The 14,468-nt window shown below is 53.7% G+C and carries 14 protein-coding genes and 1 tRNA gene; 12 read left to right on the top strand and 3 right to left on the bottom strand.

Annotation, left to right across the window (positions count from 1 at the left end):
• The first annotated feature begins 49 nt into the window (after positions 1-49).
• The 3 genes from gpt to crl all read left to right on the top strand — a co-directional run bounded on the left by gpt (position 50) and on the right by crl (position 2,387).
• Positions 50-508: a xanthine phosphoribosyltransferase gene (gene gpt / locus HA48_RS08720; protein WP_128600669.1), complete on the top strand. Its 459-nt coding sequence runs from the start codon at positions 50-52 to the stop codon at positions 506-508.
• 120 nt (positions 509-628) lie between these two features.
• Positions 629-1,876 (top strand): esterase FrsA, encoded by a 1,248-nt coding sequence (gene frsA / locus HA48_RS08715; protein ID WP_128600668.1) that lies wholly within the window; start codon positions 629-631, stop codon positions 1,874-1,876.
• Between the two features lie 109 nt (positions 1,877-1,985).
• Complete coding sequence (gene crl / locus HA48_RS08710) at positions 1,986-2,387, top strand: sigma factor-binding protein Crl (protein ID WP_128600667.1); 402 nt, start codon at positions 1,986-1,988, stop codon at positions 2,385-2,387.
• 103 nt (positions 2,388-2,490) lie between these two features.
• Here crl and ompC read toward each other — a convergent pair whose 3' ends face one another.
• The gene (ompC, locus tag HA48_RS08705) at positions 2,491-3,573 is read right to left on the bottom strand and encodes a porin OmpC (protein WP_128600666.1); all 1,083 of its coding nucleotides are present in this window, start codon (positions 3,571-3,573) and stop codon (positions 2,491-2,493) included.
• 245 nt (positions 3,574-3,818) lie between these two features.
• Here ompC and proB point away from each other — a divergent pair, with 245 nt between their 5' ends.
• From proB to HA48_RS08655, 9 genes are all read left to right on the top strand, one after another.
• Complete coding sequence (proB, locus tag HA48_RS08700; RefSeq protein ID WP_128600665.1) at positions 3,819-4,922, top strand: glutamate 5-kinase; 1,104 nt, start codon at positions 3,819-3,821, stop codon at positions 4,920-4,922.
• Positions 4,923-4,932: 10 nt separating this feature from the next.
• On the top strand, positions 4,933-6,186 hold the full coding sequence (proA, locus tag HA48_RS08695) for a glutamate-5-semialdehyde dehydrogenase (RefSeq protein WP_128600664.1): 1,254 nt from the start codon (positions 4,933-4,935) through the stop codon (positions 6,184-6,186).
• Between the two features lie 352 nt (positions 6,187-6,538).
• Entirely contained in the window at positions 6,539-7,270 is a 732-nt protein-coding gene (locus HA48_RS08690) for a S24 family peptidase (RefSeq protein ID WP_128600663.1), read from the top strand.
• A 415-nt stretch (positions 7,271-7,685) separates the two neighbouring features.
• Entirely contained in the window at positions 7,686-7,964 is a 279-nt protein-coding gene (locus HA48_RS08685) for a transcriptional antitermination N peptide (RefSeq protein ID WP_128600662.1), read from the top strand.
• A gap of 183 nt (positions 7,965-8,147) precedes the next feature.
• Entirely contained in the window at positions 8,148-8,615 is a 468-nt protein-coding gene (locus tag HA48_RS08680; RefSeq protein WP_128600661.1) for a glycoside hydrolase family protein, read from the top strand.
• 2 nt (positions 8,616-8,617) lie between these two features.
• Positions 8,618-8,962 (top strand): DUF7940 domain-containing protein, encoded by a 345-nt coding sequence (locus HA48_RS08675; protein WP_208613120.1) that lies wholly within the window; start codon positions 8,618-8,620, stop codon positions 8,960-8,962.
• A complete protein-coding gene (locus tag HA48_RS08670; protein WP_128600659.1) occupies positions 8,959-9,252 on the top strand; it encodes a hypothetical protein in 294 nt (97 codons plus the stop codon). The genes HA48_RS08675 and HA48_RS08670 overlap by 4 nt, the downstream gene beginning before the upstream one ends.
• 201 nt (positions 9,253-9,453) lie before the next feature.
• Entirely contained in the window at positions 9,454-11,199 is a 1,746-nt protein-coding gene (locus tag HA48_RS08660) for an amylovoran biosynthesis protein AmsF (RefSeq protein WP_128600657.1), read from the top strand.
• A 160-nt stretch (positions 11,200-11,359) separates the two neighbouring features.
• Positions 11,360-11,435: transfer RNA gene (locus HA48_RS08655), tRNA-Thr, on the top strand.
• 450 nt (positions 11,436-11,885) lie between these two features.
• On the opposite strand, the gene HA48_RS08650 is transcribed toward HA48_RS08655, so the two are convergent.
• Together HA48_RS08650 and HA48_RS08640 are read right to left on the bottom strand one after the other, a co-directional pair.
• The gene (locus tag HA48_RS08650; protein WP_128600656.1) at positions 11,886-12,278 is read right to left on the bottom strand and encodes a hypothetical protein; all 393 of its coding nucleotides are present in this window, start codon (positions 12,276-12,278) and stop codon (positions 11,886-11,888) included.
• A 1,362-nt stretch (positions 12,279-13,640) separates the two neighbouring features.
• Entirely contained in the window at positions 13,641-14,393 is a 753-nt protein-coding gene (locus HA48_RS08640; RefSeq protein ID WP_128600654.1) for a FadR/GntR family transcriptional regulator, read from the bottom strand.
• Positions 14,394-14,468: the final 75 nt, after the last annotated feature.

The raw sequence follows: 14,468 nt of genomic DNA, 5'->3' as shown, positions 1-14,468 counted from the left end.
TTCCCCCTTGCATATTTTTAAGCCAATTTTATTGGCCGGGATTCCTTTTATGAGCGAAAAATACGTCGTTACCTGGGACATGTTGCAGATTCATGCCCGTAAACTGGCCCAGCGCCTGCTTCCTGTGGAACAGTGGAAAGGTATCATCGCGGTCAGCCGCGGTGGTCTGGTTCCGGCATCGCTGCTGGCGCGTGAACTGGGTATTCGCTACGTTGATACGGTGTGCATCTCCAGCTACGATCACGATCACCAGCGCGAAATGAAAGTGCTGAAGCGTGCAGAGGGCGACGGTGAAGGCTTCATTGTTATTGATGATCTGGTGGATACCGGCGGTACTGCGCAGGCGATTCGCGACATGTATCCAAAAGCGCGTTTCTGCACCATCTTCGCTAAGCCTGCGGGCCGTGCGCTGGTTGACGATTACATCGTTGATATTCCGCAGAACACCTGGATTGAACAGCCGTGGGATATGGGCGTGGTGTACATCCCGCCGATTGTTAAAAATTAATTGATATATTGCAAACAACGCCCGGTTATGCCGGGCGTTGTGCTTTTTGCGCCTCGCGCCCGTCACCTGCGTGCAGTACACTCTTAGCCATTGCCGCGTCTGCCGCAGGAGACCTCTAACATGGCCGGGAAAAACCTCAGCGAAGAACTCTTCAAGCCCCGCTTCAAACACCCTGAAACCTCTTCTCTGGTGCGTCGTCAGCATCATCAGCCGGCGCAGGTACACAATGCGCTTGAAGGTGATACGCAGCGCAGCTGGTATCGCATGCTGAATAAGCTGCTGTGGGCGTGGCGCGGTCTCTCGCCGCAGGAGATCAGTGAAGTACTGGCGCGCATCGCCATCAGCCAGTTTGAACATACGGATGAGACGCTGCTCGATACGGTCATTGGCTACCGCGGCGGTAACTGGAACTACGAGTGGTCAAAGCAGGCGGCGCTGTGGCAGCAAAAAGCGCTGCAAAATGAGAACCACGATGAGGCCGGTCAGCAGTGGCTGCACGCCGCCAATCTCTTCAGTCTGGCGGCCTATCCATATATTAAAGGCGACGAGCTGGCTGACCAGGCGCAGGTGCTGGCGAATCGCGCTTATGAAGAGGCCACGCAGCGCCTGCCCGGTGAACTCAAATCGCTGACCTTTCCCATCAGCGGCGGCAGCCCGGTAACCGGCTTTCTGCACATGCCCGCCCAGGCACAGGCCCCGTATCCGACGGTGCTGCTGTGCGGTGGGCTCGACTCCCTGCAGAGCGATCACTATCGCCTGTTCCACGACTACCTCGCCCCGCGCGGTATCGCCATGCTGACGCTGGATATGCCATCGGTTGGCTTCAGCAGCAAATGGACGCTGAACCAGGACACCAGCCAGTTGCATCAGCAGGTGCTGCGTGAACTGAGTAATGTGCCGTGGATTGACCACACCCGCGTGGCGCTGTTTGGCTACCGTTTTGGGGCCAACGTCGCGACGCGGCTGGCGTATCTGGAAGTACCACGCCTGCGGGCGGTGGCTAACCTTGGGCCGATGGTGCACAGCGTCTTTGTCGATGCGCAGCGCCAGCAGCAACTGCCGGATATGTATATGGACATGCTGGCAAGCCGGCTGGGGATGGCGGTGACATCGGACACGAACCTGCGCACCGAGCTCAATCGCTACTCGCTTAAGGTGCAGGGTCTGTTAGGGCGCCGTACGCCGGTGCCCATGCTGGCGGCTTACTGGCCGAACGATCTCTTTAGTCCGGAAGAGGAGGCGCAACTGATTGCCAGTTCATCGGCCCAGGGTAAAACCCTGGCGATTCCGGGCACGCCGGTGTTCGCCAGCTTTGAGAAGGCCCTCAATCAGATTTGTGACTGGCTGGCGAAACAGTTGCAGGTTTGACTGGCAAAAATACAAAGCTCTGCTACAACTTATAGCCGGGAAAGTGCACGCTGCGCTCGTTTAGCGCAGCGCTAAGTTTTTTACGGTTATTTTGAGGGAGAGAATTAGCATGACGTTACCGAGTGGTCACCCCCGTAGTCGCCTGCTTAAGCGCTTCACCGAACTGGGGCCGTATATCCGCGAAGGAAAATGCGAAGAGACGCGTTTCTTCTTTGATTGCCTTGCCGCCTGCGTCAACGTCAAACCCGCGCCGGAGAGCCGTGAGTTCTGGGGCTGGTGGATGACGCTGGAAGCGTATGAAGATCACTTTACGTATGAATATCACTTCGGTCTGTTTGATAAAGACGGTGACTGGGGCGTTGCGACCATTAAAGGCAAAGAGAACAACGAAAAAGTGGAAAGCACGCTGCGTAATTTCCATGAACGCCTGAAAGCCATGCTGCATGAGCAGAAGCTGGATCTCAAACCCGCCGCCGGATTTAAAGAAGAGCCGGTCAAACTGAGCGCGTAATAGCCCGCTTCTGGCCCCCAATAAAAAAGAGCCGGTGATGAGCCGGCTCTTTGTTTACAGACACAGGGGGTAAATCAATCCGCGATACGCAACTTTGCGTATATCAGAACTGATACGTCAGACCAACCGCCACGACATCATCGTTATTGATGCCTAACGGGTTGTTGTCATCCAGCTGGTTAATTTTGTAGTCAACCATGGCTGACATATTCTTGTTGAAGTAGTAAGTCATCGCCACATCAACGTATTTCACGATATCCGCATCGCCAATACCTTCAATGTCTTTACCTTTGCTCTGAACATAGCCCAGAGACGGACGCAGACCGAAATCAAACTGGTACTGTGCAACCACTTCAACGTTCTGCGTTTTATTCGCCACGCCGCCGGTGATTGGCGTCATGTTGCGGGTTTCAGAGTAGGTTGAGGCCAGGTAGATGCTGTTCGCGTCATATTTAATGCCGGCGCCCCAGGCTTCGGCTCTCTCACCGCTGCCCAGACGGCCCGCCGTATCCTGCGAGTTGGTGCGATCGGCAGAGGAGATGGCGCTCATCAGACTGATGCCGGTATCGCCAAGGCTATAACCGAGTGACGCACCGTAACCGTCGCCGTTCTGTTTACCCGTCTCTGAACGACCGTTGGCGCTGGTGGCGTCATTTTTGCCCTGATACTGCAGCGCAAAGCGCAGGCCATCTACCAGACCAAAGAAGTTGCTGTTACGGTAAGTTGCCACGCCAGACGTACGGCCCAGCATATAGGTATCCGTGTAGGCGCTGTCGCCACCAAACTCTGGCAGGACGTCGGTCCAGGCGAGAACATCGTAGACCACGCCGTAGTTACGGCCGTAGTCGATTGAGCCATAGTTGCCGAACTTCAGACCGGCAAAGCCCAGACGGGTTTTGTTGCCGATATTGGCATCGGTGTTAGTCTCTGCGCGGTTGCCCTGGAACTGGTACTCCCACTGGCCGTAACCGGTCATCAGGTCGTTAATCTGCGTCTGGCCCTTGAAGCCTAAACGAATATAGGTTTTGTCGCCGTCAGCACCCGGGTTATCACTGAAGTAGTGCATGCCTTTAACGCGACCGTACAGATCCAGCTTGTTACCGTCTTTATTATAAACTTCAGCGGCTTGTGCAGTGGAGGCCAGTGCCAGCGCGGAAACAACCAATGCCAGTGTGCTCTTCTTCATTTGCTATCAATCCCAATGAGTAAAATTTGTTGTACCCGTGAAAGGGTTTGTAAAACAGGGGACTTTTTACCGATTGGCGATGAACTTTTTATGACAGTTTTTCTGTTTTCTTGTTAATCGCGAACTTTTGGTCTACCGCACTGTCCGGGGATTTTCGTGCTTTTCCCCTTGCTGCTGTTGGCTTCCTTGCTGACTCCTGATAAAACGTCCGTTCGCAGATTTTTTTCTTACATGGCAGGAAAAACATGAGTGGCAGTCAGACCCTGGTGGTCAAATTGGGGACCAGCGTCCTTACCGGCGGTTCACGCCGGCTAAATCGGGCGCACATGGTGGAGCTGGTTCGTCAGTGTGCACAACTGCACGCGGCAGGCCATCGCATTGTTATCGTTACCTCTGGCGCGATTGCCGCCGGGCGCGAACACCTGGGCTACCCCGAACTGCCACCGACCATCGCCTCAAAGCAGCTGCTGGCTGCGGTGGGGCAGAGCCGCCTGATCCAGCTGTGGGAACAACTGTTCTCTATCTATGGCATTCATATCGGACAGATGCTGCTGACGCGCGCCGATATGGAGGACCGTGAACGCTTCCTCTACGCGCGCGATATGCTCCGTGCGCTGCTCGACAACCACATTGTGCCGGTGATTAACGAAAACGACGCGGTAGCGACGGCAGAAATCAAAGTGGGTGATAACGATAACCTGTCAGCGCTGGCCGCCATGCTTGGCGGGGCCGACAAACTGCTGCTGCTGACCGATCAGCAAGGGCTGTTCACAGCCGATCCGCGCACCAATCCGGAGGCGGAACTCATCAGCGATGTGCACCAGATTGATGATGCGCTGCGCACCCTGGCTGGCGGCAGTGTCTCCGGTCTGGGCACCGGCGGCATGGCAACCAAGTTACAGGCGGCTGATGTCGCCTGCCGCGCGGGCATTGAGGTGATTATTGCTGCCGGCAGCCGTCCGGACGTCATCGGCGATGTGCTGAACGGAAAACCGGTCGGCACGCGTTTTCATGCGCAGCAGTCACCGCTGGAGAACCGCAAGCGCTGGATCTTTGGCGCACCGCCGGCGGGTGAGATCACCATCGATGATGGCGCACTCGCCGCCGTGCTGGAACGTGGCAGCTCGCTGCTGCCGAAAGGGGTGCGTGAAGTACAGGGCAACTTTTCGCGTGGCGAGGTAATCCGCATCCGTAACCTGCAGGGGCGCGACATTGCGCATGGCGTCACGCGCTATAACAGCGATGCGATGCGCATGATTGCCGGCCATCACAGTCAGGAAATTGGTGACATTCTCGGGTATGAATATGGCCCGGTAGCGGTGCACCGTGACGACATGATCGTCAGCTAAGGAGCAGATAATGTTAGAAGAGATGGGGAAAGCGGCGCGTGCTGCGTCGTACAAACTGGCGGAGCTCTCTACCGAACAAAAAAATCAGGTCCTGCTGACTATCGCTGAGCAGCTGGAAGCAGAGAGCGCGGCGATCCTTGCCGCCAATGAGCAGGATCTGGCCGATGCGCGCCAGAATAGCATGAGCGTTGCGCTGCTTGATCGCCTGACGCTAACGCCACAGCGCCTTGAAGGTATTGCGAATGATGTGCGCCAGGTGTGTCGCCTGGCCGATCCGGTCGGTCAGCTCATTGACGGCGGGATGCTGGATAGCGGCCTGCGCATCGAGCGGCGTCGGGTGCCGTTGGGCGTGATTGGCGTGATTTATGAAGCGCGGCCAAATGTCACCGTGGATATTGCCTCGCTGTGCCTGAAAACCGGCAACGCAGCGATTCTGCGCGGCGGTAAAGAGACCTGGCGCACCAATGCGGCGACGGTAGGCGTCATCCAGAACGCGCTGGCGAAACATGGCTTACCGGCGGGCGCAGTACAGGCGATTGAGAATCCGGATCGTGAACTGGTTAATCAGCTGCTGAAGCTGGATCGCTATGTCGATATGCTGATCCCACGCGGCGGCGCGGGGCTGCACAAGCTGTGCCGTGAAAATTCAACTATCCCGGTGATCACCGGCGGTATCGGCGTATGCCATCTCTATCTGGATGAAACCATGGAGACCGAAGCGGCACTGGAGGTGATCGTTAACGCCAAAAAGCAGCGGCCGAGCGCCTGTAATTCGCTGGAGACGCTGCTGATCCATCGCGATCAGGCGGATCGTTTCATCCCGGCTTTCCTGCAACGCATGGCACAGGAAAATATTCCCCTGCATGCCGACGCCAATATACTGGCGCTGCTGCAAAACGGGCCTGCCAGCGTGGTGGCGGTGCAGGCGGAGAATTACAACGACGAGTGGCTGTCGAACGATCTCAACGTCAAGCTGGTGGCGGATATCGATGAAGCCATCACGCATATCCGCGAGCACGGCACGCAGCACTCGGATGGCATTCTGACGCGCAGCATCCGCAACGCAAACCGCTTTGTAAACCAGGTTGATTCCTCCGCGGTATACGTTAACGCCAGCACGCGCTTCACCGACGGCGGCCAGTTTGGTCTGGGCGCTGAGGTCGCGGTCAGCACGCAAAAACTGCACGCGCGCGGGCCGATGGGGCTGGAAGCGCTCACCACCTATAAATGGATTGGCTGGGGCGACGATACGCTGCGCCGTTAATTTTCTCTCCCGCATAACAATGGGCATCGTCAGCGATGCCCATTTTTTGGCTTTCGATCCACTTATTTCCAGAGCTTTTTGATTTATTACTGTCATTAATGGCGCGTATGCCGCTTTTCACCCATTTTTTCCTGTAGGCGTGCGGCCCGACGCTACAGAACAATCCTGAAAACCCCTGTCAGAACAAGCTGTCAGGTATTCAATACTGGTTTCCACCAGACCGAAGAGGATAATGATCGTCCAGCTTTATTGATAAAAGCGGTTGGGTAGTAAACTGGCGGTAATATAAAATGAACTGGTAGCAAAAACGAAAATAACATTCAGTCTTTTACTGATGGCAGACTATTAACTGATGGTTAAAAAAGAGAGTACGAGACAAGCTTTTACTGCCAGGCTGATTGCCGCATGCGATAGCGCGGGAATTGTCGGACATGGACGGAACAAACAGGTTGCACAGGCACTGCAGAAAAGGGGATGCAGGATTTCAACGCCGGGGGTGTGGAAGTGGTTTAACGCCCAATCAATTCCGGATGATAACAACTTGCTGGCGCTCAGCCAGCTGTTAGATGTACGCGTAGAGTGGTTGCAGTTCGGGATGGAGAAACCGGATGCGGCGCTCGGCCAGCAACCGTTGGTCGATCCCCAGCACATGTTCCGCGTGGAGAGCCTGGATATTGGGCAGCGCAGCGCCCACGGCATTGCTGCGCGCGACGAACTGGTGGAGACCATTCAGGCGATTGAATATGGTCTGGATGAGGCGCGCGTGCTGTTTAACGGCCGGCCGGCAAAAAATATTCGCTTAATTGCGCTCAACAGCGACTCCATGGCGGGCACCTTTGCGCCGCGCGATCAGCTGTTTGTCGATATCAGCGTACACTGCTTCGACGGTGACGGTATCTACCTGTTTACTCTGGATAACCAGCTCTACCTTAAGCGGCTGCAGCTCCAGCATAAGAAGGTGGCGGTGATCTCCGACAACAAGCGTTATGAAACCTGGTATCTGACGCTGGACGAAGCGGCATCACTGCAGGTGATTGCACGTGTCATCATGAGCCAGGCACGCGATTACCAGATTCTTGGCTGACCGCGAAATGCGACAGGCAGTCAAAAAAATAATTTAGCTGAAATCATAAATTTAACTGATGGTAAATAAAAAATTAACCATTGGTGTTTGCCAATGCATTAGAACCTGTTAATAATTTGACCATGGATGGACAACATCACTGCTCATGGATGAGCCCGCTCTTAAACAATTGAGGCGCTGCACAAGCGCGAGACAACCCACCCAAAGTCAGTGGATTTTGGGATGGGGTGGAAACGCATCTTGCAGCGTCATCAGTTGTCCTCTGCCTTCATTTCTCTCTGCTTTCTCCTGGCCGTTATTTAACGGCCGGGCGAGCCGATTGCGAGTGATTTCAGTGGCACCACGGATGCTTCGGCCCTTGCCGGAACGCCGCGTTCGCCACCCCATCGCCAAAAACTCATTCACAGGAGGAGTTATGGCGATTATTCAATATGGCAAGTCAGTCTTCACAGGGAATGCACGCACCCGTCGCCACCGGCGACGCCAGTCGCTCAGCCGCCTGAAGCGCAGCATTGATAACGCATTAGGTATTGAGTGTGACGACGTAAATCTGCGCACCGCCGAGCGCATCTGTCAGCGAGAAATCCGCTCACGCGTGGACCGCGCTGTACTGGCACCCACCCGGGTTGACGCAGAGAGCGCAAGTTTCGATAACTGCTGTTTGCCCCACGTTCATCTGTACGCCGTGCGCTAAATCCTCTTTATCACTCCCCCAGTTCTGAACGGAACGTTTCATTTCTGCTCACTGTTTAATCTTGCTTGAGCGTTGCGCTTTGCTGGCGTGACGCCCGATGCGGGAACGATCAGGGGGCTTTAAGTGTTTGGGTTATTTACGCCGCCATTTTCAGACAGTTTCGCCCGTTAAAGGAGTAAGGATATGAGCCAGATTATTGCCATTCTGAATTTTGAAGAGGGGTATCGCGAAGCGCCTTACCTGGATACCCAGGGATTTCCTACCGTTGCGGGCGGTATTCGCATCGGGCCGAAGGGCGCTTCACTCAGTAATTACATCTTTCAGGTGCCACGCCGCGTCGGCGATGTGTGGAAGCAGTGCATCGTGGAAAAAAAAGTGCAGGAGATGAACCAGCGGGAGCTGGTCCGGCTGGCACTGAGTAAATGCAACGAGGCGCGCTGTGATGTGCTGATCAGCATGGCGTACCAGATGGGTGTTGATGGTCTGGCTATGTTCCGCAGCATGCTGACCGCCGTCACGCAGGGTGATTATGATGCGGCCGCCAACGCTATGCTGGATAGCCTGTGGGCGAAGCAGACCGCCGGACGCGCGCGGCGCCATGCGGAAGCGATGCGCAGCGGCACCTACGACATCTATCGGGGGCTGTTATGAACATGAAATGGCTGCTGTTCATTATCGCCGTGCTGGCAGCAATCATCCTGGTACTGCTGCTGCAGCGCTTTACCACACTGGAGTTTGTTAAACATGCGCGGCTGTTATTCAGAACCTGGTCAGTGTGGCTGGCTTCGCTGGGATCGATGCTCAGCGCCTGGGTACAGTCGTTCCCCTCATCGGCGCTGGATGCATGGACCGCGCTGCCCCAGGACGTCAAAGATATTCTGCCGCATAACTACCTCGGCATGATCGGCGCCTTTATGGTGGCGATGGGCGTGCTGGCGCAGTTTGTCCGGCAGAAAAGCCTTGCTGAACAGAAAAAAGTGCTGGAGGCAAAACCATGAGCTTTCTTCTTTCACTGCTCGGCGGCAGCTGGCACTGGCTGGCAGCTATCGGCGGGGTGCTTGCCGCGCTGGCGGCCAGCTATTTTGGCGGCAAAAAGATTGGCAAGGTGCAGCAGCAGGCCAGAGCCGATCGCGTAAACGCCGAGAAGACCGCGGCCCAGGCGGTAGCGGTTAATCAGCAGCAGCAGCAGCTGCGTGAGGAGGCCAAACGTGTGGAAACCAGCAACAGTAATCTTGATGATGCTGCCGCTCGTGACAAGCTGCAGCGGTCCAAATATCACCAACCCTGAGGCACCTGTCGTTATCGACTCTGCCTGTACGCTTTTCTCCCCGATTTACACCCACGGCAATGACGCCGAACGCATGGACATTCGTACCGTGCGCGCCATTAACAACCACAACGACCTCTGGGACCAGCACTGCAGCCAGCCGGCGCGGTAACGCTGTTCTCTCGCTTTGTATTGCAAACCTGAAAGGCCGAGGAGGCTAAAATGATCGAAGTTAACTCTTTCGCTGAACTGCGTACCACTGCACCTGCTAAAAACGGCGACCTGGCGTTTTTACGCCGCTATAACGCGGACTCCAACTTCCGCGGCGGCGGTGATTTTACCGGTTTTATCGGCTCCACCACGGCAGCCGATGACGGCGGTACGCTGGCGGTCGGGAACGGGTTCTACTGGAAACGTGTCATTAACGATCCCGCAGATCTCAACGTGTACCACTTCGGTGCTAAAGGTGACGGTTACGCCAATGATACCGACGCATTCACCCGCATGCTGGCGTGGACGCAAAACTACAGCGGCAACATTCGCGACCTGCCGGTACGCTTCCCGGGGGGCAAGTTCCTGATTAACCCCATCGATATCAGCGCCACTGAAATCGCCTTCTTCGGCTTACAGGGGGATGATGTGGATCTGGGTTCGCTGCCGCGCACGACTATTATCTCCAACAAGAGTGCCGATACGGTATTCAAGGTGAAGGCGCGTCGTACCGCGATCAAAGGCATCACCTGGCACGGTCAGTCGTCCGCCGACGTCACCACCAACAAAAATACCATTACCCCCGATCTCTGCACCAACGCGCAGCCCTTCTTCGAAAACACCTGCATCGAAGGCACCACGTTAAATATCTACTGTTTCCGCGCGCAAAATAGCGGCGGCACCGTGATCAAAGCGCTGGATACCCTCGACAGTAAGTTTGAGCAAATTTATACCCTGTGGACCTACGGGCGCGTGTTTGATATTGGCTGGTCAAACTCGCCGAACGGTAAGTGGGACCACTCCACCGCGATTGAGATCTGTAACTGTAACTTCCAGACCGGTTACGGCGATGCCACGCTCTATATTCCCCGCACCACACAGGGGATTATCCGCAACGTCTGGATTGAGCATACGCGTAATCCGGGCGATCTCTCTGATGGGGCCTGGAGCATCGATACGCTGAACATTGAGGATTGCGGTACGCCGCTCAACCTCAATAACGCGCGCGTTATCATGCGCCAGATCGGCCTGCAGTCGGGGGCCAGGATCTCCAACGATCTGGCTGGCACGCGCTGGCTCTCAACCTTTGATTACGGTTACCGCCGTGAAGAGCATCACGGTACGCTGATCACCGGTTCATTCCGCGCGGGTTACTACAGCGGGCATAAGGTTACCAATAATACCGATACCGACAACTGGTATCGCCTGGGGCAGCTGTTCTTCCCGGTGGCGAATCAGCAGTGGGTGATGGAGCTGATTGGTAAAGCTGATGCGACGCAGCCAACCGGTACGGCAGCTTCGCCGGTCAACGTGGCGGGGACGGGCAGAACCTTTATCAACCTGCAGCGGCTGGAGACCGTCTGGGCAGATGCCTACCACATGGGGCAACCCGCAGTACTGGATATGCGCTACAGCCGGGTGGGTACCACGTATGCGGTGGTATGGGTGAAACTGCGCGCCAACAGTGGCGATACGCTGATTAACCTGAAAACCACCGGTCCGACGCGGTTCGAGGCGGGTTCCTGCTCGCTGTTCCAGACCGATTTTTCGGTGGTGACCGATACCACCAAAATGGGCACGTTGAAACCCGCCGCACGCTTTGGCATGCACAATGGTGTCGCGGGCATTGGTGCCAATGAGAAAGGCGTACTTACCGTCGCGACGGCGGCAGGTACGCCAACCAATAAAACGGCCCCTTCGGGCTTTGTGCTGGTCAATATCAACGGTGTCGATCGTAAGCTTCCTTATTACGATTGAGGCCAGCACGTTTTTGGCGAGGCTGCGGCCTCGCCTTTTTTTTTGCTGCCACACAGGCGCAATGCCACCGGAAGTGCTGAAAAACACAGCACTTAATCCGCACTGGCTTGACTCAGCCGCACGATTTTTTTATGTTACTCCCCGCAGTTCCCGCCTCAATGCCGGTGTAGCTCAGTTGGTAGAGCAGCGCATTCGTAATGCGAAGGTCGCAGGTTCGACTCCTGTCTCCGGCACCACTCTGAAAAATCCTTTAAAATCATCAAACTAGACTAATTTATCAGGTCTGTTTTGACTACGTTTTATCAGGGGTTTTCTGACCAAATGTTGCCGTCATGGTTAACAGTGGCAATTGGGATGTCAGCATGTGACGGCTTGTAGTTACCAGGCTCAAACAAGCACTATCAACTTGAAGCCAGAATACTCTGCATACGTCTTTAAACATCTCCCAAGAACAGTTTGATCATACGCATTTAAGCCCGATGTGAGGCGAAGTACAGCCCTTAAACAGGTTAAAGGTGGTAAACGTACCTGCACACGAAATGCAGGCTCTACCAGCGATTCAGCCACGCTCCCGCAAGGGTACACGGTTATCCTGATAAGGTGTAATCACTCTGGACATTTGATGAAGTCGCTACGTTGCCTTGTTGTTAGTACCACCAACGGGCTTTATGGCTTCTATTGATTTTTTACAGACTTAAGTCAAAAGGATTAAACAAAGGTTTCTTAGAGGGCTTGAGTTTGCGAACCGTTACTTGAGATTCTTCTAAAATTTTGCTTCTTAATGAAGGATCTTCTGAAGGTGTATAAATCTCCTTATTCACTGCATTGAAGATACGCATTAGCTCCCTCCCTGCCCCTTGGTGTTTCAAACCCAAAAGTTCGGAGCTTAAAAGAGGCAGTTCTTTTACTCTTTCTGTATTGTGAAAGTAGTTACCTTTGGGGCCAAGGGTATCTATAGTCCGTATAATACGTAGCGCTTCTTTTTTTAAGTTCGAAAACGCTACCGCCTTCGATACAACTATCCCCATGTATCCCCCCGTAACCAAACTCATAATAAGATTAGTTAAGAATTCGGACATTTACTTTTCTCCAGAAAAGGGGGGCTATAAGCCCCCACATTGTTAGTGCAAGTAGCGGTCAAACATCCACTTGAACAAGCTACTTAACGCTACCCTGCAAACCCAAATAAGAGGAATCAGGTAGGGCTTAGGCTTGCCGTTTCGGTCATAGATAACTGATTTTGATCGCATAGGTTTTCCTTTTTGCGACTTTACAGTGAACCGAAGCTGCCATTACAATGACCTTGACGTGATCGTCAGTAAGGCAGTTCGGCAACGGACAACGCTTGTACTGATAGCACCTTCTGGTGCGGGTTAAGCTGGAAGCATGGCCGTGCTTTCCAGCTTTTCTTTTCATAGATACCTCATAAAGTTTTAAACCTCATTTCAGATAGTCTTTGCGTAAATCTTTTAATTTCATTGTCTCACAACTCCTGCTCTTGTCTATGAACATGCAAAATAGCTAAAAAAATTTTATTCACATGTTATTAAGTAGGGTGTGAGTCCTGAGTGCAAAAGCTGTCAATAACAGGGCGTAGGCTAGGCTACATGCACTTCTCAGACTATGTTAGTGAGTATTCTAATCAGCAATCTCTACTTCACAAGAGTTGATTTTCACGTAAATCACATATTGGAGAGAGTACGAAATTGCAACACCAGAAGCCGCAAGGCTTACACCTAGTGTCAATGAAGAAGAGGTTTTTTTTGAATTGATGATCGAGCGCGTATTTATTGCTCAGTAAATATTATTAAAAGAGAATTATTTAACAGTTTATGGCTGATCATAGTACTAAAAAAGCCTTAAAAATTTTCTAATCAGTATCAAAGGTCATAGCCGCCTTGCAATTCTGGCTTGCTGGAACCTCAATAGTTCAGGTTATGTCATGCCCTGTGTAAACGCATAGGGCAGATCTCCCATTCTCCACACGCTCAACATCAGTAAGCGTCACCTGCACGGCTGTCGCCTTCGCAGATACTAAGCACAGTAAAGTCGTGGCTATCATTTTATTCATTTCAAGTTCCCCCGCCGTGGGCGACTCTATAAGGCCATGCCTCCACTCTACAGCTGATCTGACCTGCACCCAGTATTGAATACAGCTTCAAAAAGAGAGGTGCCATAAACGGTAAACGTTATTCCGAAAATTTTAAAATTGAAGCGATTGAATAAGTTTTTGATTGTGCCTATTCCATTGCCCGCCTCGCCACCCGTTCTGATATCATTACGAACTCCATCTATTGCCAGGCAAAAGAAATCTCCTGGTTCATCAGACATTAAACGCTGTCTGAGCTTCGGCAACACCAGAAAGAACTTAAGCGGATTAGCGATGAGAGAAGCGTACTAATAAACCACGGCTTACTTCACACTGCCCGCTTTAGTTCACATCACTCACAAACCCCTTCAAACGTCGCAATCACCCGATCGATATGTTTCTTCATCGCCGCCCTGGCCGCTCTGGCATCGCGCTTCTCCAGCGCGGAGAGAATCGCGAGGTGCTCGGTCTCTGAAATGCCCGGCATATCGCTCGGCGTATAGTGCGCCTGCAACATGCGGAACATACTGCCGTAGCGATGGCCGAGCAGGTGGCCGATGATAAAGCCATAGGCCGGATTACCGCTCGCCTGTGCGATGCGGATATGGAATAAACGGTCGCCAGGATGGGTACGCGACTGCACGCGGTTATCCTCGCAGTTCTGCTGGTAGGCGGCGCGGATCAGCGCCAGCTCCTCTTCGCTGGCATGGACGGCAGCGAGTGCGGCGGCTTCCGGCTCAATCAGGCGACGCGCCTGCAGCAATGAAAAGGGCGGCAGCTCAGTGGAGAAGTCCAGTTTGATGCCTAACTCATCGTCCGTTTCCACCCACTGATTGCGGCCAGCCTGGGTCATTACCGGTTCCGGATTGCTCGGGCGCGCTTTCACAATCACCCCATTGCCCACCTTCACATCCACTAAGCCAATCACCTCCAGCGCGATTAATGCTTCGCGTACCGAAGCGCGACTCACCTGAAGCTGTTCAGCCAGTTCGCGCTCCGCTGGCAGACGGCTACCGGGAGGAAATTCATTGTTGTCGATAAGCTTGATGAGCTGGTCAGCTATCTGTCTGTAAAGCCTGGGGTTTTCCATCTTCTTTATCGGCATGGCACAGCTACCTGTTCGAATAAATTAAGTGACCAGATGCACAAAAAAACGTCAGAACGCTTGTCAATGTTACGT

The sequence above is a fragment of the Pantoea wallisii genome (assembly GCF_002095485.1).
Classification (GTDB): domain Bacteria; phylum Pseudomonadota; class Gammaproteobacteria; order Enterobacterales; family Enterobacteriaceae; genus Pantoea; species Pantoea wallisii.
This window is presented reverse-complemented; position numbering and strand designations above follow the sequence as displayed.

Coding starts and splice junctions, on each gene's coding strand:
- gpt (WP_128600669.1), top strand. CDS start 50: ATGAGCGAAAAATACGTCGTTACCTGGGACATGTTGCAGATTCATGCC.
- frsA (WP_128600668.1), top strand. CDS start 629: ATGGCCGGGAAAAACCTCAGCGAAGAACTCTTCAAGCCCCGCTTCAAA.
- crl (WP_128600667.1), top strand. CDS start 1,986: ATGACGTTACCGAGTGGTCACCCCCGTAGTCGCCTGCTTAAGCGCTTC.
- ompC (WP_128600666.1), bottom strand. CDS start 3,573: ATGAAGAAGAGCACACTGGCATTGGTTGTTTCCGCGCTGGCACTGGCC.
- proB (WP_128600665.1), top strand. CDS start 3,819: ATGAGTGGCAGTCAGACCCTGGTGGTCAAATTGGGGACCAGCGTCCTT.
- proA (WP_128600664.1), top strand. CDS start 4,933: ATGTTAGAAGAGATGGGGAAAGCGGCGCGTGCTGCGTCGTACAAACTG.
- HA48_RS08690 (WP_128600663.1), top strand. CDS start 6,539: ATGGTTAAAAAAGAGAGTACGAGACAAGCTTTTACTGCCAGGCTGATT.
- HA48_RS08685 (WP_128600662.1), top strand. CDS start 7,686: ATGGCGATTATTCAATATGGCAAGTCAGTCTTCACAGGGAATGCACGC.
- HA48_RS08680 (WP_128600661.1), top strand. CDS start 8,148: ATGAGCCAGATTATTGCCATTCTGAATTTTGAAGAGGGGTATCGCGAA.
- HA48_RS08675 (WP_208613120.1), top strand. CDS start 8,618: ATGAAATGGCTGCTGTTCATTATCGCCGTGCTGGCAGCAATCATCCTG.
- HA48_RS08670 (WP_128600659.1), top strand. CDS start 8,959: ATGAGCTTTCTTCTTTCACTGCTCGGCGGCAGCTGGCACTGGCTGGCA.
- HA48_RS08660 (WP_128600657.1), top strand. CDS start 9,454: ATGATCGAAGTTAACTCTTTCGCTGAACTGCGTACCACTGCACCTGCT.
- HA48_RS08650 (WP_128600656.1), bottom strand. CDS start 12,278: ATGTCCGAATTCTTAACTAATCTTATTATGAGTTTGGTTACGGGGGGA.
- HA48_RS08640 (WP_128600654.1), bottom strand. CDS start 14,393: ATGCCGATAAAGAAGATGGAAAACCCCAGGCTTTACAGACAGATAGCT.